This is a genomic window from Mesorhizobium sp. BE184, from assembly GCF_031457045.1.
Lineage (GTDB): Bacteria > Pseudomonadota > Alphaproteobacteria > Rhizobiales > Rhizobiaceae > Mesorhizobium.
In genome coordinates this window covers 588,489-610,342 of the sequence record NZ_JAVDVU010000002.1, presented here as the reverse complement: position 1 = coordinate 610,342, position 21,854 = coordinate 588,489, and the positions used below count along the sequence as shown (strand labels likewise).

Here is a 21,854-nt window from a genome sequence, read left to right as displayed (position 1 = left end):
GGGAAAGCGTCAGTGCGCCATGCCCAAGTCCGGCATTCCGATTGCAGAACCTGCGGCCGGCGCTACCTACCTATATAGTTATCGGCGGGAGGAAGTCATATGACGGACGAATCGACGACGGACCAATCGGCCGCCCGGTTGAAGAAGAAGCTGGCGCAGGCGTGCGAAGTGATCGCTCATCTGATGGACAAGGCCGCCTACAACGGCGCCGAGGCGCATCGCGCGCTCGCCTATTTCGGCAACGAGGCCTTCGACAAGGATTTCCTGCCGTGGCCAAGGCAGGAGGACGAGGGAATGCGCCCTGAGAACCTCAATGCGGCGAATGACGACTGAGGGCAGGTTGCCAGTCAGCCGAGCCGGCAGCTAATCGAACCGGATCGCCTGCAGCGCGCCGCCATTGCGCTTGAGCCAATCCTTGCAGCGCTTGGTGTCCGGGCAAAGTTCGGTGCAGAGCTTCCAGAATTTCGGGCCGTGGTTCATCTCCTGAAGATGCGCCACCTCATGCGCGACGAGGTAGTTAATTACAGGCGGCGGCGCCATCATGATGCGCCAGGAGAAGGAAAGGCTGCCGTCGGAGGTGCATGACCCCCAGCGGCTCGTCGTGTCCTTGAAGCGCACTGTTTTCGCCCGCTTGCCGACGCTTTCAGTATGCCGGGCTACCAGCGTCTCGATTTCGCGCTTGGCTTCGCGCTTGAGGAAATCGGCGACGCGCCGCGGCAGATGCACCCGGTCGCCATGGACGATCAGGATTGGCCCCGCTTCGTCCGTCGAAACGATCACGGTGCCGCGCTTGCCTGGCTCGTGCACGACAAGATGCGGCACGCCGCGCACGGGGATCTTGATGCCGGGCCGCACCTGCGGCCGTTCAGGCACCTTGGCCAGCCGCTGTTCCAGCCAGCCTCGATGACGGTCGAGGAATTTTTCGACCTCACCCCGGCGCAGTCCGGGCGGAACGGTAATGCGCAATCCCTGGCCGCCCGCGTCGATCCTCAGCGTCAATCGCCTGGCGCGTTCGTTCTCGACGATCCTGAGCGGCAGGGTGCGGCCCGCAACAAAATGTTCCCGCTCCTCGACAGGGGCGGGTTTTGGTTTGTTCAGGGCGCGGAAGAAGCCGAAGGACATAAGTAGAACATACGTGATTCGAGAGGATTAGGCAGGCGGAAACGCATTACGCCTCTGTCGGCGCTTCAGCGGTTGAATGCGAGAAGCATCAGCAAACAAAAACGGCGTCGCTTTCACGACGCCGTTCGATACACCGGATAACCCAGGCTCAGTCGTCGAGCAGGTTCGTGCCCTTGTCCTTTGACGGCCCCTTGCCGGGCTTGTTCGTCGGGGCTGGCGCGGTGCCGTGGTTGCGATGGGCCATGAAGCGGTCGAACTCGTCCTGGTCCTTGGCGCGGCGCAATTCACGCGCATACTCGTCGAATTCGGCCATCGCCTCATCCAGCTTGCGGCGCTCTTCGGACAGACGCTCGAGTTCCTTCTCGCGCCAGTCGTCGAAAGCCACATTGCCGGTGCGGGCGCCATGGCCCCAGCGGCTGGCCTTGTCGGCGCCGCGGCGGCAGCCGGCGAAGATGCCGTCCGTGGTGCGATTCACGTCCCGCTTGAAACCCTCAAGCCGGTCGCCCCAGATGATGTAGGCCAGCATGGCGAAGCCGAGCGGCCAGAACACCATGAAGCCGATCACCATCAGCGCAATGGTCGCCGGCGTCCAAGCCGGGCGGATCAATGCAGAAGTGTTCATTTTCTCCCGTTCCTTCCGTTACGAACAGCCAACCGGGCTGCCTCGAATCGAGATGGTAACGGCAAAACCCCGATTCAAGACGGCCGCCGCCGAAACCGGAGAAGAGGCTGGAATGATTATCTCTTTTTGATGCGGTCGAGAACGATGACGGCCAGCCCGGCAAGCAATCCCCAGAAGGCCGAACCGACGCCGGCCAGCGTCAGGCCGGAGGCGGTGACGGCAAAAGCCGTTGTCGCAGCCATGCGGTCGCGCTCTTCGGTGAGGGCAATCGACAGCGCATTGGCCAGCGGCGCCATCAGAGCCAGACCCGCGACCAGCACGATCAGGCTTTGCGGCAGCACCGCGAAGACCGCCACCAGCGAAGCCCCGAACATCGCGAAAATAATATAGGCAAGCGCGTAGAACGGTCCGGTCTTCCACCGCTCTGCCGGATCGGGATGCACGTCCGGGCCTGTGCAGATCGCAGCTGAAATGGCGGCGAGGTTGGTGGTGGATGCGCCGAACGGGGCGGTCATCAGCGAGAAAAAGCCGGTGACGCCGATCAGCGGGCCGGGCTCGGGGTTGTAGCCGGCGGCGCGAAGCACGGCGAGGCCCGACAGGTTCTGCGACGCCATCGTCACAAGATAGAGTGGCAGCGCCAGGCCGACGATCGAAGCGACGGTGAACTGCGGCGCGACCAATACCAGTGTTGAGAGCTCGGGCGCCGGGAGGCTGCCGACCCGTCCGGTCAGCAAGGCCGCTGCGCCGCCGCCGATCAGCACCGCCAGAACCGACAGCGCCGGGTTCCAAAGCCGGATCAGGAAGAAAGCGGCGATCAATGGCAGGATCAGCCATGGGTCGACAGGCACGGCTTTCACCGCGTTGATGGCGAAGGTAACGACGATGCCGGCGAGCATGCCCGACGCAACCGAGGCGGGAATCTTGGCGATCAGCCGGGTCAACGGCCGGAACAGGCCGGTGGCGATCAAAAGGATCGCGGTGACGATGAAGGCGCCGACCGCCTCAGCCATGGTAAAGCCGCTGGAGGCAGCGATCAGCGCCGCGCCCGGCGTCGACCAGGCGGTTATCACCGGCATCCTCGTTCGCCAGGACAACCACAGGCTTTCGGCCGCCATGGCGAGGCAGATGGCGGTCACCCAACTCGCCGTCTGCGGTTGCGTCGCGCCGACCGCCGTCGCCGCGGCGATGATGATGGCAAGCGTGCCGCCGAAGCCGACGACCGCCGCGACGAAGGCGGAAATGGGAATGGAGAGGCGCATCGATCTAGCTCGCCCTTTCCACCATCGCCTCGACCGCGCTGACCAGCAGGGCCAGATCCTGCGGGCGCGACAGCCGGTGGTCGCCGTCCGGCACCAGCGACAGCGTCACGTCGTCCGCCGGTATCAGGCTGGCGAGTTTGAGCGCATGGCTCGACGGCACGTCGGCATCGGCGAGCCCCTGCAGGATATGCACCGGGCAATGCGTGTCGATCGGGCCGGTCATGACCAGATTGGCGCGGCCATCCTCGATCAGCGCGCGCGTGTAGATATAAGGCTCTGGCGAATAGTCGGACGGTTCCTCGAAATACCCTTTCTCGAGCAGGTCCTTGCGCTGGGCGTCGTTCAGTACCGGCTCGACCAGCTCGGCGGTGAAATCCGGGGCCGGCGCAAGCAGCACCAGCCCAGCCACGCGGTCGTCGCCGGCCCTGCGCAACTCCTGCACCATTCGCAGCGCGATCCAGGCGCCCATCGACGACGCCACCAGCACCTGCCTGCCCTCGCTGTAGTTCCGGAACACGGCAAGGCTCTGCCCGAGCCACTTCGAGATTGTGCCGTCCTTAAATGCGCCGGCCGATTCGCCATGGCCTGAATAATCGTGGCGCAGAAAGGCGCCGCCTCGATTGGCTGCCCAGCCAGCCAGCGCTTCGGCCTTGGTTCCCCGCATGTCGGATTTGTAGCCGCCGAGCCAGACGACGCCCGGTTGCGCGCCGCGCTGCAGCCGAACCGCGATGGCCGTCCCCTCGACATCGAAAAAGATCGGCTCGGCTGTTTCCATGAGGCCCTGTCCTTCGCACGCTGTCTTTTGGCACAGCCGGCGCAGGGACGGAAAGTGCCGGGCCAATTTCTTCTTTGGCGCAGAAGCTTTGCTGCAACAGGTGATTTATTGTCATCGCTGTGCTATTGACTCGCTGCCCATGCCAACCACATTGGCGCGTTCTGAACCCTTTACCCAAACGGCTCGAGGAGACCACGGCCATTCGCAGACCTTTTAAAGCAGCGGCGCCCACCAAGGATGGCCCGCGCGCAAACCGGGACATTCGTGTCCCCCGCGTCCAGCTCATTGACGCTGAAGGCAAAAATCACGGTGACATGTCCACCAGCGACGCATTGACGCTCGCCGAGGAAGCAGGACTCGACCTGGTCGAGATCTCTCCGAACGCGGTGCCGCCTGTCGTCAAGATTCTGGACTTGGGCAAGCTGAAATACGCCAACCAGAAGAAGGCGGCGGAAGCACGCAAGAACCAGAAGGTCATCGAGATCAAGGAGATCAAGATGCGCCCGAACATCGACAGCCACGACTACGAAGTGAAGATGCGTTCGGTGCGCCGGTTCTTCGAGGAAGGTGACAAGGTCAAGCTCACCTTGCGTTTCCGCGGCCGCGAAATGGCCCATATGGAGCTTGGCATGGAGCTTCTGAACAAGGTGCGCGAGGAAGTCGCGACCATCGCCAAGGTCGAGGCCGAGCCGAAGCTCGAAGGCCGCCAGATGATGATGGTGCTGGCGCCGCGCTGATTGACCCCGGCGGATTTGGCCAGCGGATTTGGGAGGAGGCGCTTTCCGTCTGGGGAAAGCGCCTTTTTCTCTCCTTAAAGGCAGCGTCTTTCAGCCTTCACCAACCGGAATGCTCGCATGAAACAGGAAGCCGTCGTACAGCCATCCGGAAAGGCGCTGAGCCGTTTCCAGTCGCTGCGCCGGCTAACGCTGGCCGTCCTCGTGGTGCTGTTGTTCGCGGCGCTGCTTTTCGGTCAATCCCTGTTTCCGCCGGAGACCATGATGCACGAAACCGTGGAGATGACCGGCGTGCTGCTGATCTTCCTCGGTATCATCGGACGTCTGTGGTCGACGCTTTACATCGGCGGCCGCAAGGCCGAAACAATCGTTACGGGCGGACCGTATTCGATGACGCGCAATCCGCTTTATCTGTTCTCGTCGATGGCCGCCGCCGGCGTCGGCGCCCAGATGGGTTCCATTGTCGCACTGATCGGCTTTGCGCTCTTGTGCGCCGTAGCCTTTCATTTTGTCATCCTGCGCGAGGAAAAGTTCCTGAAGCAGGCGCTTGGCGCACCCTATGAGGCCTACCTGCGCGCGGTGCCGCGCTTCTGGCCGGATTTCGCACTCTACCGCGAAGGCGAGACTGGCAGCTTCCGTCCAAAGCTTCTTCTCACGACGCTGCTCGACGGCCTCGTCTTCCTCGTCGCCATGCCGGTGTTCGAGATGATCGATGCCTGGCAGATTTCGGGGACGCTGCCGGTGTTGTTCAGGCTGCCCTAACAGGAGGCGTCCTTGCTTCGATGTTACAAGGGGCGCTGGCCAGACGAAATCGTGCCGGTCGATGAGCCTGCATGGCTTTACTATGAGGTTGATGTTGTAGCCGACAACATCATTCGTTCCCTTCATATCTTCCAGGATGGCCGGATTGAGCGCAATAGCGTCGCTTTGGAGGAGCGAAATGGAGATATCTGTCCTTCTCTTACCGATCAGCCGTTTTTGGTCCATGCTAGAGACCACCTTGAAGAAATCTCGCCATCAGAATTTGCCAGTCTTTGGAGCCGGGGAATCGACAAGCCCTTCTGGTTTCCCTGAAGGTTAAGGTGTTGCGCGCCGCGCTGCTTTGCAGTATAGGGCCGCGTTCCCAAAAAACCGCCCGGCAGGGCATGCCGTGGCGGTTTCATTTGCTTTTCGGACTTTGGTCGGTCTGAAAACAACAAAACGGAGGCGTCAAAGCCTCGATAGGAGAAGCAAAATGCCCAAGATGAAGACCAAATCCGCTGCCAAGAAGCGGTTCAAGATCACGGCGACCGGTAAGGTCAAGTCGGCTGCGGCCGGCAAGCGTCATGGCATGATCAAGCGCAGCAACAAGTTCATTCGCGATGCCCGCGGAACGATGGTTCTGGCCGAACCGGATGGCAAGAAGATCATCAAGAACTTCCTGCCGAACGGCCTGTAAGCGCGCGATATAAGGAGATCATGACATGGCACGTGTAAAGAGAGGCGTCACCTCCCACGCCAAGCACAAGAAGGTCCTGAAAGCCGCCAAGGGTTTCTACGGCCGCCGCAAGAACACCATCCGCATCGCCAAGCAGGCGGTGGAAAAGTCGCTGCAGTACGCTTATCGCGACCGCAAGATCCGCAAGCGCAACTTCCGCGCACTCTGGGTCCAGCGCATCAACGCCGCCGCTCGCGAGCACGGCCTGACTTATGCCCGTCTCATCGACGGCCTCAACAAGGCCGGGATCGAGATCGACCGCAAGGTGCTGTCCGACATGGCCATCCACGAGCCGCAGGCTTTCGCCGCTCTGGTTGGCAAGGCCAAGATTGCGCTCGAATATCTGAAGAACACCACGCCGAACGCTTTTGAAAGCGCTGTTGCCTGAGCATTTTCCAGCGGGTTGCGAAGCAATTCCCGCGTCGGATAAATGCACATAGGAAAGCCCGCCGCGCTTCCCAAGCATTCGCTTTTCTGATTTGGGAAACCCGCGCCGGCTAGGCTGGCGCGGGTTTTTCTTTGATCGCATGTAACCGAAATGGCGAAGCCCCAGCCAGATTGGCGGTTTTGCCCGATCCGAAAGAGTTTCGCCGTGAACGCCACCGCTGGAAACCTCGACGTTCTTGAGAGTTCGCTGCTTGCCGACATAGCCGCGGCCGCCGATGAAGCCGCCATCGAAACCGTGCGCGTTGCGGCGCTGGGCAAGAAGGGCGCCGTCACCGAACTCCTGAAGACACTCGGTCCTATGACCCCCGAGGAACGCCAGACCAAGGGCCCTGCCATCAATGGCTTGAAGACCCGCGTCACCGATGCGCTCGCGGCACGTAAGAGTGAACTGAAGGACGCCGCGATTACCCAACGGCTTGCGTTGGAAAAGGTCGACGTCACCCTGCCTGTGCGCCAGTCGCCGGCGGAGCGCGGCCGTATCCATCCGATCAGCCAGGTCATCGACGAGATCACCGCGATCTTCGGCGACATGGGCTTCGCCATAGCCGAGGGGCCGGATATCGAGACCGACCACTATAATTTCACCGCGCTGAACTTCCCGGAGGGGCATCCGGCGCGGGAAATGCACGATACGTTCTTCTTCAATCCGGCCGATAACGGCGAACGCAAGCTGTTGCGCACCCATACTTCGCCCGTGCAGATCCGCACGATGGAGGCGCAGAAGCCGCCGATCCGCATCGTCATCCCCGGCAAGACCTACCGGCAGGATTCAGACGCCACCCATTCGCCGATGTTCCATCAGGTTGAGGGCCTGGTCATCGACAAGACTGCCAATGTCGCCAACATGAAGTGGGTGCTGGAGGAGTTCTGCAAGGCCTTCTTCGAGGTGCCATCGGTCAAGATGCGCTTCCGCCCGTCCTTCTTCCCCTTCACCGAGCCGAGCCTGGAGGTCGACATCCAGTGCGACCGCTCGCGCCCCGGCGAGGTGCGCTTCGGCGAAGGCAGCGACTGGATGGAAATCCTCGGCTGCGGCATGGTGCATCCGAACGTCATCCGCCATGGCGGCCTCGACCCGGACGAGTATCAGGGTTTCGCCTGGGGCATGGGCATCGACCGCATCGCCATGCTGAAATACGGCATGCCGGATCTGCGCGCGTTCTTCGACGCCGATGTGCGCTGGTTGCAGCATTACGGCTTCCGCCCGCTCGACATGCCGACCCTGTTCGGAGGTCTGAGTTCGTGAACGCAACGCACACCGGCGGCTGCCGCTGCGGCGCGGTCCGGTTCGAGGCATCCGCCGAATCGACGCATGTCAGCTATTGTTCTGACTGCCGCCGGGCGTCAGGCGCGCCGGTCTCTGCCTTTGTCGGCTTCAAGGCCGATCAGGTGGCCATTGATGGCAGCGCGCTCAAAGCGTTCGAGAACGGTGCTGTGACGCGTTCGTTCTGTGGCAATTGCGGTTCGCCCATCGCCTATGTCGACGCGCGGTTGGAGAACCAGATCTATTTCATGCTCGGCGTCTTCGACATGCCGGCCTATTTCAGGCCGACGCACCATTCCTATGTACGCGAGCAGCTTCCTTTTCTTCACATGCCGGACAGCCTGCCAAGGCACCTCAAGAGCAGCGTCCAACGACCCGATGGGGCATACCAATGAAGTTCACCCTTTCCTGGCTGAAGGATCATCTCGATACCGACGCAACGCTCAAAGAGATCGTCGAACGTCTGACGTCCATCGGCCTCGAAGTCGAGCATGTCGATGACAAGGCGGCGCTGAAGCCATTCGTTATCGCCAGGGTCGTCAGCGCGGTCCAGCATCCGGACGCCGACCGCCTGCGCGTGCTGACGGTCGACACCGGCTCAGGCAATCCCATTCAGGTGGTCTGCGGCGCGCCGAACGCGCGGGCCGGTATGATCGGCGCATTCGCCGCGCCCGGTACCTATGTTCCCGGCATCGATGTGACGCTTGCCGTCGGCAAGATCCGTGGCGTCGAGAGCCACGGCATGATGTGCTCAGAGCGCGAGCTGGAACTGTCGGACGACCACAACGGCATCATCGACCTGCCGGACGATGCGCCGGTCGGCACCAGCTTCGCTACCTATGCGCATCTGGACGACCCGGTCATCGAGATCAATCTGACGCCAAACCGGCCGGACGCCACCGGCGTCTACGGCATCGCCCGCGACCTCGCCGCCAGCGGCCTCGGCACGCTGAAGACGCCCCCGGTGGAACCAGTACCCGGCAAGGGCGCATGTCCGGTCAAGGTGGAGATCGCCGCGTCCGAGCTTTGCCCCGGCTTCGCACTTCGGCTGGTGCGCGGCGTCAGGAACGGCGCGTCGCCGAAATGGCTGCAGCAGCGGCTCATCGCCATCGGACTGCGCCCGATAAACGCGCTGGTCGATATCACCAACTACGTCACCTTCGACCGCGGTCGGCCGCTGCATGTCTTCGACGCCGCCAAGGTAGCGGGCAACCTTGTCGTCCGTCGCGCGAAGGACGGCGAGAAGGTGCTGGCGCTGGATGGCCGCGAATACACGCTGACGCCGGATATGTGCGTCATTGCCGATGACAAGGGTGTCGAATCCATCGCCGGAATCATGGGCGGCGAGCACTCGGGCTGTGATGAGAACACCACCGAGGTGCTGATCGAATCGGCACTGTGGGAACCGCTCAACATCGCCCGAACCGGCCGCACTCTCGGCATCATTACCGATGCGCGCTACCGGTTCGAACGGGGTGTCGACCCTGAGTTCATGGTTCCCGGCCTGGAATTGGCGACGAAGCTCGTGCTCGATCTCTGCGGCGGCGAACCGACCGAGAGTGAAGTCGTCGGCTATGCCGGCCACAAGTCGAAAATCGTGTCCTTCCCGCTGTCGGAGGTCAAACGCCTGACCGGGCTCGATGTGCCCAAGGCCGAAAGCCTCGACATCCTCAAGCGGCTCGGCTTCGCCCCCAAGGGCGACGGCGACCGCGTCGACGTTACAGTCCCTTCCTGGCGCCCGGATGTCGACGGCAAGGCCGATCTGGTCGAAGAGATCATGCGCATGCACGGCGTCGACGAGATCGCCTCGCAGCCTCTCGCCAGCCACCATGCGGTCAACGCCAAGATCCTCACCGTCCTGCAGATCCGTACCCGCGCCGCCAAGCGCGCGCTGGCTGTGCGCGGCATGATGGAGGCTGTCACCTGGTCGTTCATTCCGGCGAGGCACGCCGAACTTTTCGGCGGCGGTCAGCCGGCGCTCAAGCTCGCCAATCCGATCGCCGCCGACATGTCGGATATGCGGCCTTCGCTGCTGCCGGGGCTAGTATCCGCCGCGCAGCGCAATGCCGACCGCGGCTTCGGTGACGTGGCCCTGTTCGAGGTTTCCGGAACGTATGAAGGCGACGTGCCCGATGCGCAGCGCCGTGTGGCCGCAGGCGTGCGCCGTGGCACTGCCGGCCTTCAGGGATCGGGGCGGGACTGGTCCGGCAATGCCGCGCCGGTCGGCGTGTTCGACGCCAAGGCCGATGCGCTCGCCGTGCTCGAAGCCTGCGGTGCGCCGGTCGATCGGCTGCAGATCGAGGCCGGCGGTCCCGCCTGGTATCATCCCGGCCGCTCCGGCACCATCAAGCTCGGGCCAAAGGTGGTGCTCGGCACCTTCGGCGAGTTCCATCCGAAGACCCTCGAAACGCTGGACGTCTCAGGCCCGCTCTGCGGCTTCGAAGTGTTCGTCGATGCTATCCCTGAGCCGAAGATGAAGGCGACGCGCACCAAGCCGAAACTGGAGTTGTCCGCCTTCCAGGCAGTCAAGCGCGATTTCGCCTTCGTCGTGGACCGGGCCGTCGAGACGGGTACGCTCACCCGCGCCGCACTCTCCGCCGACAGGAAGTTGATCACCGGAGTCTCCGTCTTCGACATCTTCGAAGGGGCATCGCTGGGCGAGGGCAAGAAATCCGTCGCCATCGAAGTGTCGATCCAGCCGGCTGAAAAGACCCTGAACGACGAGGATTTCGAAGCGCTGGCCAAGCGGATCGTCGACAGCGTTGGCAAACAAACCGGCGGCGTGCTGCGGGGCTGATGCCGCCGCCTGAACCAGCTTACGCATCGGAAGGCCCGCCTCGCGGCAGCTGCATTGGCTTTTTCCTCCAATTCAGGCAAGTCTTCGCCTGAGCATATTGTAGGAGAAATTGCATGTTTCGTTGGGGTGTCCTTTCGACGGCCAAGATTGGCCGCGAGCAGCTTTTGCCGGCCATTGCCAGCGCGGAAAACGGGGTGCTTTCCGGCATAGCCAGCCGCGACAAGGCGAGGGCGCGCGCCCTGGCCGACCGTTTCGGCGCCCAGTTCGCTTTCGGCTCCTATGAGGAATTGCTGGCGTCGCCGGATATTGACGGCGTGTATATCCCTTTGCCGACCTCGCAGCATGTCGAATGGACCGCCAAGGCCATCGAGGCTGGCAAGCATGTGCTGGTCGAGAAGCCTCTGGCGCTGAAGGCCGAGGAGATTGAGCCGCTGATCGCGCTGCGTGACAGGCGGGCTGCTTCGGGACAGAAGGTGCAGGTCTGCGAAGCCTTCATGGTCATCTACCATCCGCAATGGATCAAGGTGCGCGAACTGGTGGCGTCGGGCGCCATCGGACGTCTGCGCCATGTGCAGGGCGCGTTCACCTATTACAATGTCGATCCGCAGAACATGCGCAACAAGCCCGAACTCGGCGGTGGCGCGCTGCCCGACATCGGCGTCTACCCGACGGTTTCCACGCGCTTTGTCACGGGCAAGGAGCCGAGCCGCGTGCAGGCGACCGTGGAGCGCGGCGCTTTCGGCACCGATTCCTATTCATCCATCCGCGCCGACTTCGGCGATTTCGAATTGTCGTTCTATCTGTCGACCGAAATGGCCGCGCGCCAGACCATGGTCTTCCACGGCGACAAGGGGTTCATCGAGGTCGCGTCGCCCTTCAATGCCGGGCTCTACGACCATCACCGCATCGAACTGCACAGCCAGAACCATGCCGAGACGCAGGTCTTCCGTTTTCCGGGCACCGAACAGTACAGGCTCGAGGTCGAGACCTTCGCGCGGGCGGCGCATGGCGGTGGCGACAGGGTGTTCACGCTGGAGGAATCGGTGCTCAACCAGAAGGTCATCGACGCGATATTCCGTGCCGGCGGCAAGGATGGCTGGGAGACGGTCTAGCCTTCAATCACGTCAACGTTTCCGGCTCTTGGGGGAGATAGCTGATGGCCAACGATGCCGATGTCATCATAGTCGGGGCCGGCCTCGCCGGACTGGTCGCAGCGGCGGAATTGGCCGAAGCCGGTCGGAAGGTCATCATCGTTGATCAGGAGCCGGAGCAGTCTCTGGGCGGGCAAGCGTTCTGGTCGCTGGGCGGCCTGTTCCTGGTCGATTCGCCCGAACAGCGGCGCATGCGCATCCGCGACTCGCATGAACTGGCGCTGTCGGACTGGCTCGGCACCGCCGCTTTCGACCGCGAGGAGGACCACTGGCCGCGTAAATGGGCCGAGGCCTATGTCGCCTTCGCTGCGGGCGAAAAGCGCTCATGGCTGATGCAGCGCGGCATGAAGTTCTTCCCCGTCGTCGGCTGGGCCGAGCGGGGCGGCGGCAACGCCACGGGACATGGCAATTCGGTGCCGCGCTTTCATATCACCTGGGGTACCGGACCGGGCGTGCTGGAGCCGTTCGTGCTGCGCGCGCGCGAGGCGGTGAAACAGGGGCTGGTCAGCTTCCGCTTTCGTCATCGCGTCGATGAACTGATCCGCACCGGATCGGCGGTCGAGGGCGTCAGCGGAACGGTGCTGGAGCCGAGCGGCGTCGGACGCGGCGAAAAAAGCTCCCGCGAAGTCGTCGGGGATTTCGAGATCAAGGCGCAGGCAGTTATCGTGACCTCCGGCGGCATCGGCGCGAACCATGAACTGGTTCGCAAGAACTGGCCTTCGCGTCTGGGACAGCCGCCGAAGCGGATGATCACCGGCGTACCGGATCATGTCGATGGGCGGATGCTTTCCATCGCCGAGACGGCCGGCGGCCGGCTCATCAATCGTGATCGCATGTGGCACTATGTCGAGGGCATCAAAAACTGGGCGCCAATCTGGACCGGCCACGGCATCCGCATCCTGCCCGGGCCGTCGTCGCTTTGGCTCGATGCGCGCGGGCAGCGCATGCCGGTGCCGCTTTATCCCGGCTTCGACACGCTGGCGACGCTGGGCCACATCGCCAGCACCGGCTTTGACTATTCCTGGTTCATTCTCACCGAAAAGATCATCCGCAAGGAATTCGCTCTGTCGGGATCGGAACAGAATCCCGACCTGACCGGCAAGAGCTGGCGCCAGGTGCTCGGCCGCGCCACGTCGGGAATTCCTGGACCGGTCCGGGCCTTCATGGACAAGGGCGAGGATTTCATCGTCGAGCGCGATCTGTCGGCGCTTGTGAAACGCATGAACGCACTGGCCGGCGGCGAGCCGCTCCTGTCGCTAGAGGCGGTGGAGCGGGAAATCCATGCGCGCGACATGCAACTCGACAATCCGTTCTCGAAGGACATGCAGGTGACGGCGCTGCGTGGCGCCCGTGCCTATCTCGGCGACCGGCTGATCCGCACGGCCAAGCCGCACAAGATGCTCGATCCTGCGAACGGGCCGTTGATTGCGGTCAGGCTTAACATCCTCACCCGCAAGACGCTGGGAGGGCTTGAAACCGATCTCGACAGCCGTGTTTTGGGGAGGGACGGCCAACCGGTGGCCGGACTCTATGCAGCAGGCGAGGTCGCGGGCTTCGGCGGCGGCGGCGTCCATGGCTATGCGGCGCTCGAAGGCACATTCCTCGGCGGCTGCATCTTTTCAGGCAGAAGCGCCGGCCGGGCTGCGGCGCAGACAGTCGGCTAACCACCCGGCTGGAGCTGGCCTGCCTACAGCACTCCGCCGTCGACGATCAGCGTCTGCGCCGTCAGCATCAGCGATGCATCCGAGGCGAGGAACAGGCAGGGACCGACTATGTCGTCAGCCACCATCTCGCGTGGGATAGCCTGCCAGTCGACATGCTTCTTCAGGCTCTCTTCCGTCACCCACAGCGCGCGCTGCCGCTCCGTGATGACCCAGCCCGGTGCGATCGCGTTGACGCGGATGCCGTATTTTCCGTAACGCCCGGCCAGCCCTTTGGTCAGCCCGATGATGCCGGCCTTGGCCGCCGTGTAGGATGGCATGTCGCCGATGTTCAGCATGAAGGCGGTGGAGGTGAAATTGACGATGGAGCCGCGTCCGGTTTCCTTCATGCCGCCGACCACCGCCTGGGCTGCGAAGAATTGCGGTCGCAGATTGATGGCCTGGTTCGCATCCCAGAATTCTTCGGTAACCTCCTCGGCCGGATGGCGGCTGTCATTGGCGGCGTTGTTCACCAGCACTGTGACGGCGCCGTGCCGGGCGGCAGCCTGGCCGACCGCGTCGCGCAACGCCCCGACATCGGTCAGGTCGGCGCGGAGATAAAGCGGGCGGTTGCCCGTGGCTTCGGCCAGCGTTTCGCACAACGCCGAGCTGGGTTCGTCGGCAATGTCGATGAAGGCGACCTTCGCGCCCTGCCTGACGAAGCCTTCCGTCAGCGCCGCGCCGATGCCGGAGCCGCCGCCGGTGATGAGCACGGAGGCGCCTTCGAGGTCGCTGAATCGAGCAGACGGCAGCATGGCGGTCACATTTCTCCGTAAGCCAGGCGCAGATTACACGGCGGCATGCCGGGGGTTGCGGAAAGAATCGCGCAGATAGGCGAGGGTAGCGTCGGCATCGGCCGGCTTGCCGAAAAGATAGCCCTGTCCGCCACGGCAACCGAACTCGATCAACCGTTGGGCCTGTGCCTCCTGCTCGATGCCTTCGGCCACAACGTCCATGCCAAGTCCTTCGCACATGGCGAGGATAGCGCGGATGATGTGTTCGGAGGGGCGGTCGTCGAGGATCGAGGACACAAAGGTGCGGTCGATCTTCAGCTTGTCGAAATGGAACTCGCGCAGCCGCCCCAGCGAGGACTGGCCGGTACCGAAATCGTCGAGCGAGACGCGGATGCCGACGCGGCGCAGGTCCTCGAGGATTTTCTCCGCCGAGGCCGGATCGTTCATAAGGCCGGTTTCAGTGATCTCGATCTCCAGCCGCCGAGGGTCGAAGCCGCTGCGGTCGAGGATGGAAAGGATGTGCAGCCCTGTATTCTGGTCGACCAGTTGCGACGGCGACAGATTGAAAGCCAGAAACAGGTCTTTCGGCCAGCTTTTCGCGGCCTCGGTCGCCTTGCGCAGAACGAGTTGCGAAAGCGGGCCGATAATGCCGCGTTCTTCGGCGATGGGGATGAAGACCGCGGGCGAGACCACGCCAAGATCGCGGTCCGTCCAGCGTGCCAGCGTTTCGAAACCGATGGTGCGGCGCGTCTTCAGGTCGACGATGGGTTGGAAGTGGGGCTCCACCTCACCCGCGGAAATCGCCCGCCGCAGCGCCTGTTCGATGCGCGTGACCCGCTTGGCCGCTTCTTCCATCGACCTTGTGTAGACGAAGACCTGACCGCGGCCGGACCGTTTGGCATGGTAAAGCGCGGTCTCGGCCTTGTTGACGAGGATTTCCGTCGTTTCATCGCCCGAATAGAAGAGCGAACAGCCGACCGAGGCCGAAAGCCTGGCGGTTCGATCGCCGACATCGTAAGGCGCCGACAGGATTTCGATCAGCATCCGCGCCTTGTTCAGCACCGCGTCTTCGCTGAAGACCATCGGAAAGAGACAACCGAATTCATCGGCGCCGATGCGGCAAACCGCCGAATAACTGTCCATCGAGGCGCGCAGCCGCATCGCGACCTGGGCCAGGATATCGTCGCCTGCCTTGTGGCCGAACAGGTCGTTGATCGGCTTGAAGCCATCGAGATCGAGGATGGCGACGGCGAAAGGCGCCGGGTCGTCGGAGCGGTCGTTGATGAGACGCTCGATCTTGTCGTAGAACCGGCGATGGTTGCCAAGTCCCGTCAGCGAATCGGTGAGCACCAGATCCGTCGTTTCCTTGATTTTCTGCCCGGTGCCAAACGACGTTTGCATCGGCGTCCCTGTGTGCATTTCAGCATTTTTTCCGAAGCTGACAGAAAACTCTTTAGGAAAAGTATCGTAGCGCCCATTTTGCCAGCAAATCTCCTATGGTTGCCGCGGTTATCCTTCTGTGCGCCGGCGTTGAACGCAGCGGTTCATGGCTTCTTATCCCTGCGTTCAAAACGTCTCGATTGGCAGAAGGCGGGCAAGGCGGTACATGACGGCAGACCCGCCGTCCGGAGAACCCGCCAATGCCGCTGAAGATCGCCGTCCAGATGGACCATGTCTCAACCGTGAACATCGCCGGCGACACGACATTCGCGCTATCGCTTGAGGCGCAGCGGCGCGGCCATAAGCTCTTTCACTATACGCCCGACAGGCTTTCCCTGCGGGACGGCGAAGTCTTCGCTCGCGTCGAGGAAATGAGCGTGCGCGACGAGAAGGGCGCTCACTATTCGCTGGGCGAGCAGGTGCGCACCAACTTGGCCGAAATGGATGTGGTGCTGCTGCGCCAGGATCCGCCCTTCGACATGAACTACATCACCACCACCCACATTCTGGAACGCATTCACCCCGGAACGCTGGTGGTCAACGACCCGGCCTGGGTGCGCAACAGCCCCGAGAAGATTTTCGTCACCGAATTTGCCGACCTGATGCCTGAAACGCTGATCACCAAGGATGTTCGGGAGGTCGCGGATTTCCGCAAGCAGTTCGGCGACATCATCGTCAAACCGCTCTACGGCAATGGGGGCGCCGGCATCTTCCATCTGCATGAAGTCGACCGCAACCTTGCCTCGCTGCTCGAAATGTTCGCACAAATGTTCCGCGAGCCCTTCATCGTCCAGCGCTACCTCAAGGACGTCCGTAAGGGCGACAAGCGCATCATCCTGATCGACGGCGAGCCGGTCGGCGCCATCAACCGGGTCCCGGCCGAGCATGATTCGCGCTCCAACATGCATGTCGGCGGCCGCGCCGAGAAAACCGAACTGACGAAACGCGAACGCGAGATCTGCGAGCGCATCGGCCCTTCGCTGAAGGAGCGCGGGTTCATTCTCGTCGGCATCGATGTCATCGGCGACTATATGACCGAGATCAACGTAACCTCGCCGACGGGCGTGCGCGAGGTGAAGCGTTTCGGCGGCGCCGATATCGCCGCGCTCTTCTGGGACGCGGTCGAAGCCAAGCGCTGACGGCAGCACGGCGCGTTCCTTCGAAGGGTCTGTCGAAACGAGACCACCCGGTCAGTTCTAGGCGGGTCGAACTGCAGTGTTCTCGCGCTGCCATTTCGGCTGTGGGACGGCCTGCAGAAGTGTCCGCGTGTAGGCATGCCGCGGCGAGGCGAACAGCGCTTCCGTTTGGTTTTCCTCGACCACCTTGCCCTGCTGCATCACCAGGATGCGGTCGGCGAACTGGCGGACAATGGGCAGGTCGTGGGTGATGAAGATGTAGGACAGGCCGAGCCGCTGGCGAAGATCGGCCAGCAGCCCGATCACCTGCATCTGGATCGATACGTCGAGCGCCGAGACCGCCTCGTCGCAGACGATCAGCTCCGGCTCGCTGGCGAGCGCGCGGGCGATGGCGATGCGCTGCCGCTGGCCGCCGGAAAACTGGTGCGGATGGCGCTCGGCATGCTCGGCCTTGAGCCCCACCAGTTCCAGAAGCTCAATCACCCTGTCATTCCATTGCGGCCGCGGCAGGATGTCTCGATGGATCGCCCAGGGTTCGGAAATGATGGAGCTGACGTTCATGCGCGGGTTCATCGAGCCGAACGGGTCCTGGAACACCATCTGCACCCGACGCCGGAACCGGTTGAGCGCTGCGCCTTCCAGTGTGAAGATGTCCTCGCCGGCGAAGATGGCGCGACCGGAGATCGGCTCGTTGAGACGCAGCAGCATCCGCGCGATGCTCGACTTGCCGGAACCGGATTCGCCGACGATCCCTACGGTCTCGCCGCGGTGGACGGCAAAACTGACATCGTCGACGGCCCGGAACTCGCGCTTGGCTGAAAACAGGCCGGATTTGAGCGCGTAGTGCTTGCTCAGATGTTCCACCCGCAGAAGCGTTTCATTCTGCCGGCCGGCCGGGCGCGGAGTGTCCCTGGACTGCTCGTGCGGCAGGGCCGCGATCAGCCGCCGGGTATAGGCATGCTCGGGCCGCTTGAACACGTCCTCGGCCTTGCCGGCCTCGACGATCCTGCCGGCATTCATGACGATTATGCGATCCGCCATGGCGGCCGCCACCTGCAAATCATGGGTGATCATGATCAGCGCCATGCCGGTTTCCTGCTGCAGATCGCGCAGCAGATCGAGGATTTGCGCCTGCACGCTGATATCGAGGGCGGTGGTCGGCTCGTCGGCGATCAGGATGTCGGGCTTGAGCGCGATCGCCATGGCGATCATCACACGCTGCCTTTGTCCGCCGGAAAACTGATGCGGATAATAGTCGGTCCGCTTTTCCGCTTCAGGAATGCCGACGCGCTCGAGCAGCGCGATCACCTTGTCCCGAACCGCGCGTCCTTCGCCGGCTTCGTGGCTCTCGAAGACCTCGGCGATCTGCCGCCCGACCGTGTAGACGGGGTTGAGATAGGCCAGCGGGTCCTGGAAGATCATGGCGATGCGCCGCCCATTCAGTTCCCGGCGGCCGTTCTCGTCCAGTTGCGTCAGGTCGGTTCCGTCGAACACGAAGGAACCCGAGACGATATCGCCGGGCGGGCAGTCGATCAGTCCCATGACCGTGCCGGTGCTGACGCTTTTGCCCGAACCGCTTTCGCCAAGGATGACGAGCGTTTCGCCAGGGCAGACGTTGAACGACACGTCGTCCACCGCGCGAACGGGATCACCTTCCGACAGGAAATCCACCGTCAGCCCGTCGATCGTCAGGATGGGTTTGCCTGCCGCCGTCATCGCGCGGTCTTTCTCAAGGATTGCAGCCGCCAGCGTTGCTGAGGGTCGGCCACGGTTCGCGCCCAGCTGGACAGGATGTTCAGGGACAGGGTGGTGAGGAGGATGGCCAGGCCCGGCCAGAACGCGATCCACCAGGCCGTCGCCAGGTAACCGCGGCCGTTGGCGACCATGGCGCCCCAGGTGAAGTCCGGCGGCTGGATGCCGAGACCGAGGAAACTCAGCGCGGATTCCGTCAGGATCACCGTGGCAAAGTCGATCGCGGCGATGGTCACCAGCGTCGGCAGTGCCAGCGGCGCGATGTGCCGCAACAGGATTCTCGTCGAACTCGCACCCATCGACCTGGCGGCGCTGACGAACATGCGCTCGCGCAGTTCCAGCACCTCGGCGCGCGCCGTCCTGATGAAGATAGGCATGCGTGTGATGGCCAGCACGATGATCAGATTGAGCATGCTGGGGCCGAGCGTATAGAGGACGATCAGCGCCAGGAGCAGCGAGGGAAAGCTCATGATCACGTCCGCTAGCCGCTGGATGACATGGCTGTACCAGCGTTCGGAATAGCCGGCGATGAGGCCGAGCGTGCCGCCGACGATCATCGAGCAGAGAACGGCGGCGGCGGCGATGGTCAGCGTCTTTTGCGCGCCGACGATGAGCCGGGCCAGGATCGGCCGTCCCAGCGTGTCCGCTCCCAGTACGTAGAGCCAGCCCTGTTGCACCGAAAAGGGCGGCAGGTTGCGTTGGCGCAGACCGAGCTTGGCGGCCTGTTCGCCGACCAGCAGCGGCCCGAGCAGGACACAGAGCAGCAGCAGCGCCAGGAACAGCGCCGCGACCAGGGCAAGCTTGTCGCGGGTGAGGTAGATCGCCAGCTGCCGCAGGTTCCCCGGCGACTTCCGCGATGGCAAGGTCAGATCGGTCATCGTCGCGCTCTCCCGGCCTAGTAGCGGATGCGTGGATCGAGACCGACATAGAGGAGGTCGATCGCGATATTGACGATGAAGATGGCGATTGCGGTCACCAGGATCGTCGACTGGACCACGGCGAAGTCGCGCTGGATGATCGAGTCGATCATCAGCTTGCCGATGCCCGGCCAGCCGAAAATGGTCTCGACGACCACGGCTCCGTTGATCAGCCCGGTGGTGAGATCGCCCGCCACCGTGATAACCGGCAGCAGCGAGTTCCTCAGCGCATGGCCGAAGATGATCTTGCGCCGCTTCATGCCCTTGGCATGGGCGGTCTTGATGTAGGGCGATGCCAGCGCCGAGATCATGGTGCCGCGCACGACCTGCACCAGTAATCCGAACGGACGCAGCATCAGGACGAAGACCGGCATGATCCAGTGAAGGATGCTTCCCGTGCCTGAAGTCGGCAGGAGACCCAGGCCGACCGCGAAGACGAGGATGCCGACGATGGCGATCCAGAAATCCGGCGTGCTGGCGCCTGCCAGCGAGACCAGGCCGGTGACGCGATCGAACAGGCTGCCGGGGCGGGCGGCGGCGAGGGCGCCGACGAGAATGGCCAGCAGGATCGACAGGGTCATGGCGACGACCGCAAGCTTGAGCGTCTGCGGAAAGGCCTCCAGCGCCACGTCGATGGCCGAGCGGTGTTGCCGCAGCGACTCGCCGAAATCGAACGACAGCAGGTCGCGGAGGTACTGGAAGAACTGCACGTAAAGGGGCTGGTCCAGCCCGTTCAGCCGCGCGAAGGCTTCGCGGGCCTCGACGCTGGAATCCAGAGGAAGGTAGAGCGCCGACGGATCACCGGTCAAACGGGTGAGGAAGAAGACGAGCGTCAACAGGCCGATCACGGAAAGGATGCTGTGATATGCCCGCCGCCCGATATAGCCGAGCATCATGCGGAGCCTCTGAATTCGCTTTAAGGTCAGGCGAAGCGCGGAGGGTCATCCCGCGCTTCGCCCTTGTTGCGGTCGCTCAGTTCTTGAGGCCGATATTGGCCAGCGGGATTTCGCTGTTGGTCGTGATGTCCGGCTTCCAGTCCAGGCGCTTGCCGACGCGGGTGTAGCCGATCATATGGAACATGGGGATGTCGGTCACCACATCGTTGCGCACCTTGTCGAAGATGGCCTTGAAGTTCGCCGTGCGAGCCTCCCCGGTGGAGGCCATCGCCTCGGCGACCTGCTTGTCGAGCGCAGGATCGCTGACGGTCGAATAGCTGCCGTTCGAGGTGTAGAAGATCGGGATGGTAAAGGCGGCGTCGCCCTTGTTGTTGTCGTGCATCATCTGCAGGAGGTTCGGACCGCGGCCTTCCGGGAATGGCTTCTGCAGGAAACGCAGCCAGTCGTTCACGTCGAGCATGGTCAGCTTCACGTTCAGCCCGACATCCTGCCACATGGCCATCATGGCTTCCATGGCTTCGGCGCCGTTCGGGTAGATGCCGTTGCGGCCGATGAGTTCGATCTCCGTATCGACCGGCACGCCGGCGGCCTTGGCCTCGGCAATCAGCGCGCGCGCCTTCTCGGCGTCGTACGGCCATGGCTCCAGCTTGTCGTCGTGGCCGTTGATGCCGGGGACCGACATCTGCGAGGCGCGCTTGGCGTCGGCGCCAAACAATTGCCCCAGGCCTTCCCAGTCGATGGCGAGGTTCAGGGCCTTGCGGATGCGAACATCGTCCAGTGGCGCAAAGCCGGCGTCGATACGGATCGCCGTCGTCTCGGAGTTCAGATAGGCGAAATCCGTTTCCGGATTGCTGGCGTCCTGTGCGGCGATGGAAGGCGTAAGGTCAGCTTCGCCGGTCTCGACCATGGCGGCTCGGATGGACGATTCCGGACGCCAGACATAGCTCGCCTTGGTGATGGCCGGCTTCTTGCCCCAATAGCCGTCGAACGCGTCGATCACGACGGTCTGCGGCGTGAAGCTGGAAAGCTTGAACGGCCCGGTTCCGACCGGATCGTTGACCGCCTTGTCCACCGGCGTGTTCGGCGAGACGATCATGACGACGCTGAGCAGGGTAGGCAGGATGGGCTGCGGCTTGTCCGACTTGATCTCGACCGTCAGATCATCGATCGCCTTGACCGTCAGCTTGGCGTCGCCGAACTTGGCGATGTTGCTGCAGGTCAGCTTGCCGCCGGTCATGCGCTCGATGGAGAACTTCACCGCCTCGGCGTTGAACGGCGCGCCGTCCTGGAATTTCACCCCTTCGCGCAGCTTGAGCGTCCAGGTGTTCGGATCCGCCTGCTTCCACTCCGTCGCCAGGCTTGGCTTCGGCTGGCCGGACGCCGCGTCGATGACGGTCAGCGGCTCGACCACGTTGCGGCTGAGGATCTGGCCGACATTGGTGATGATGGTGCCGCAGGGCTCCAGGTTCGCCGGCTGTTCCGGCAGCACGATGCGGACCTCGGTTGCGTTCTGCGCCATGGCCGAGCCGGCCCAGCCGGCTGCGAGCAGGGCACCTGCCATGATTCGAATACTTGCACTTCCCATTGCATTCCTCCCGATTGAAACAATGAACTTTTAAGCAGGGACACCGTCC

The 21,854-nt window shown here is 63.1% G+C and carries 22 protein-coding genes; 12 read left to right on the top strand and 10 right to left on the bottom strand.

The annotated features are described in order from the left end of the window. The first annotated feature begins 99 nt into the window (after positions 1–99). The gene (locus tag J2X35_RS11065) at positions 100–333 is read left to right on the top strand and encodes a hypothetical protein (protein WP_310185309.1); all 234 of its coding nucleotides are present in this window, start codon (positions 100–102) and stop codon (positions 331–333) included. A gap of 30 nt (positions 334–363) precedes the next feature. On the opposite strand, the gene J2X35_RS11060 is transcribed toward J2X35_RS11065, so the two are convergent. The 4 genes from J2X35_RS11060 to J2X35_RS11045 all read right to left on the bottom strand — a co-directional run bounded on the left by J2X35_RS11060 (position 364) and on the right by J2X35_RS11045 (position 3,778). Then, positions 364–1,122 carry a M48 family metallopeptidase gene (locus tag J2X35_RS11060; RefSeq protein WP_310185307.1) on the bottom strand — a complete coding sequence of 253 codons (759 nt, stop codon included), beginning with the start codon at positions 1,120–1,122 and terminating at the stop codon, positions 364–366. Between the two features lie 148 nt (positions 1,123–1,270). Further along, positions 1,271–1,744: a DUF2852 domain-containing protein gene (locus J2X35_RS11055; protein ID WP_310185306.1), complete on the bottom strand. Its 474-nt coding sequence runs from the start codon at positions 1,742–1,744 to the stop codon at positions 1,271–1,273. Positions 1,745–1,860: 116 nt separating this feature from the next. Next, positions 1,861–3,003: a benzoate/H(+) symporter BenE family transporter gene (locus J2X35_RS11050; protein ID WP_310185303.1), complete on the bottom strand. Its 1,143-nt coding sequence runs from the start codon at positions 3,001–3,003 to the stop codon at positions 1,861–1,863. A 4-nt stretch (positions 3,004–3,007) separates the two neighbouring features. Further along, positions 3,008–3,778, bottom strand: a complete 771-nt coding sequence (locus tag J2X35_RS11045) for an alpha/beta hydrolase (protein WP_310185300.1) — start codon at positions 3,776–3,778, stop codon at positions 3,008–3,010. 200 nt (positions 3,779–3,978) lie between these two features. Between J2X35_RS11045 and infC the strand changes: the two genes are divergently transcribed. The 10 genes from infC to J2X35_RS10995 all read left to right on the top strand — a co-directional run bounded on the left by infC (position 3,979) and on the right by J2X35_RS10995 (position 13,309). Next, positions 3,979–4,515, top strand: coding sequence for a translation initiation factor IF-3 (gene infC / locus J2X35_RS11040; RefSeq protein WP_082542576.1), 537 nt, complete (start codon positions 3,979–3,981; stop codon positions 4,513–4,515). Positions 4,516–4,632: 117 nt separating this feature from the next. Next, entirely contained in the window at positions 4,633–5,274 is a 642-nt protein-coding gene (locus J2X35_RS11035) for an isoprenylcysteine carboxylmethyltransferase family protein (RefSeq protein ID WP_310185298.1), read from the top strand. A gap of 12 nt (positions 5,275–5,286) precedes the next feature. Continuing rightward, positions 5,287–5,586: a hypothetical protein gene (locus tag J2X35_RS11030; RefSeq protein WP_310185296.1), complete on the top strand. Its 300-nt coding sequence runs from the start codon at positions 5,287–5,289 to the stop codon at positions 5,584–5,586. Positions 5,587–5,746: 160 nt separating this feature from the next. Further along, positions 5,747–5,950: a 50S ribosomal protein L35 gene (rpmI, locus tag J2X35_RS11025; RefSeq protein WP_056113929.1), complete on the top strand. Its 204-nt coding sequence runs from the start codon at positions 5,747–5,749 to the stop codon at positions 5,948–5,950. Between the two features lie 25 nt (positions 5,951–5,975). Continuing rightward, positions 5,976–6,377, top strand: a complete 402-nt coding sequence (rplT, locus tag J2X35_RS11020; RefSeq protein ID WP_056113932.1) for a 50S ribosomal protein L20 — start codon at positions 5,976–5,978, stop codon at positions 6,375–6,377. 204 nt (positions 6,378–6,581) lie between these two features. Further along, a complete protein-coding gene (pheS, locus tag J2X35_RS11015) occupies positions 6,582–7,679 on the top strand; it encodes a phenylalanine--tRNA ligase subunit alpha (RefSeq protein WP_056113935.1) in 1,098 nt (365 codons plus the stop codon). Continuing rightward, the gene (locus tag J2X35_RS11010; RefSeq protein WP_310185293.1) at positions 7,676–8,092 is read left to right on the top strand and encodes a GFA family protein; all 417 of its coding nucleotides are present in this window, start codon (positions 7,676–7,678) and stop codon (positions 8,090–8,092) included. Before pheS ends, J2X35_RS11010 begins: the two co-directional genes overlap by 4 nt. After that, the gene (gene pheT, locus J2X35_RS11005; RefSeq protein ID WP_310185291.1) at positions 8,089–10,494 is read left to right on the top strand and encodes a phenylalanine--tRNA ligase subunit beta; all 2,406 of its coding nucleotides are present in this window, start codon (positions 8,089–8,091) and stop codon (positions 10,492–10,494) included. The genes J2X35_RS11010 and pheT overlap by 4 nt, the downstream gene beginning before the upstream one ends. A 113-nt stretch (positions 10,495–10,607) precedes the next feature. Then, a complete protein-coding gene (locus J2X35_RS11000) occupies positions 10,608–11,606 on the top strand; it encodes a Gfo/Idh/MocA family oxidoreductase (RefSeq protein ID WP_310185290.1) in 999 nt (332 codons plus the stop codon). Between the two features lie 44 nt (positions 11,607–11,650). Further along, positions 11,651–13,309, top strand: a complete 1,659-nt coding sequence (locus J2X35_RS10995) for an FAD-binding dehydrogenase (RefSeq protein WP_310185288.1) — start codon at positions 11,651–11,653, stop codon at positions 13,307–13,309. A 23-nt stretch (positions 13,310–13,332) separates the two neighbouring features. Here J2X35_RS10995 and J2X35_RS10990 read toward each other — a convergent pair whose 3' ends face one another. After that, a complete protein-coding gene (locus tag J2X35_RS10990; protein ID WP_310186123.1) occupies positions 13,333–14,100 on the bottom strand; it encodes an SDR family oxidoreductase in 768 nt (255 codons plus the stop codon). 33 nt (positions 14,101–14,133) lie between these two features. Then, a complete protein-coding gene (locus J2X35_RS10985) occupies positions 14,134–15,480 on the bottom strand; it encodes an EAL domain-containing protein (RefSeq protein WP_310185287.1) in 1,347 nt (448 codons plus the stop codon). 239 nt (positions 15,481–15,719) lie between these two features. Between J2X35_RS10985 and gshB the strand changes: the two genes are divergently transcribed. Further along, positions 15,720–16,658 carry a glutathione synthase gene (gene gshB / locus J2X35_RS10980; protein ID WP_056113952.1) on the top strand — a complete coding sequence of 313 codons (939 nt, stop codon included), beginning with the start codon at positions 15,720–15,722 and terminating at the stop codon, positions 16,656–16,658. 57 nt (positions 16,659–16,715) lie between these two features. On the opposite strand, the gene J2X35_RS10975 is transcribed toward gshB, so the two are convergent. From J2X35_RS10975 to J2X35_RS10960, 4 genes are all read right to left on the bottom strand, one after another. Next, positions 16,716–18,371, bottom strand: a complete 1,656-nt coding sequence (locus J2X35_RS10975) for an ABC transporter ATP-binding protein (RefSeq protein WP_310185285.1) — start codon at positions 18,369–18,371, stop codon at positions 16,716–16,718. Then, complete coding sequence (locus J2X35_RS10970; RefSeq protein WP_310185283.1) at positions 18,368–19,285, bottom strand: ABC transporter permease; 918 nt, start codon at positions 19,283–19,285, stop codon at positions 18,368–18,370. Before J2X35_RS10970 ends, J2X35_RS10975 begins: the two co-directional genes overlap by 4 nt. Before the next feature lie 17 nt (positions 19,286–19,302). Further along, on the bottom strand, positions 19,303–20,217 hold the full coding sequence (locus tag J2X35_RS10965; RefSeq protein ID WP_310186122.1) for an ABC transporter permease: 915 nt from the start codon (positions 20,215–20,217) through the stop codon (positions 19,303–19,305). Between the two features lie 79 nt (positions 20,218–20,296). Beyond that, positions 20,297–21,805 (bottom strand): ABC transporter substrate-binding protein, encoded by a 1,509-nt coding sequence (locus tag J2X35_RS10960; protein WP_310185281.1) that lies wholly within the window; start codon positions 21,803–21,805, stop codon positions 20,297–20,299. Positions 21,806–21,854 lie beyond the last annotated feature (49 nt).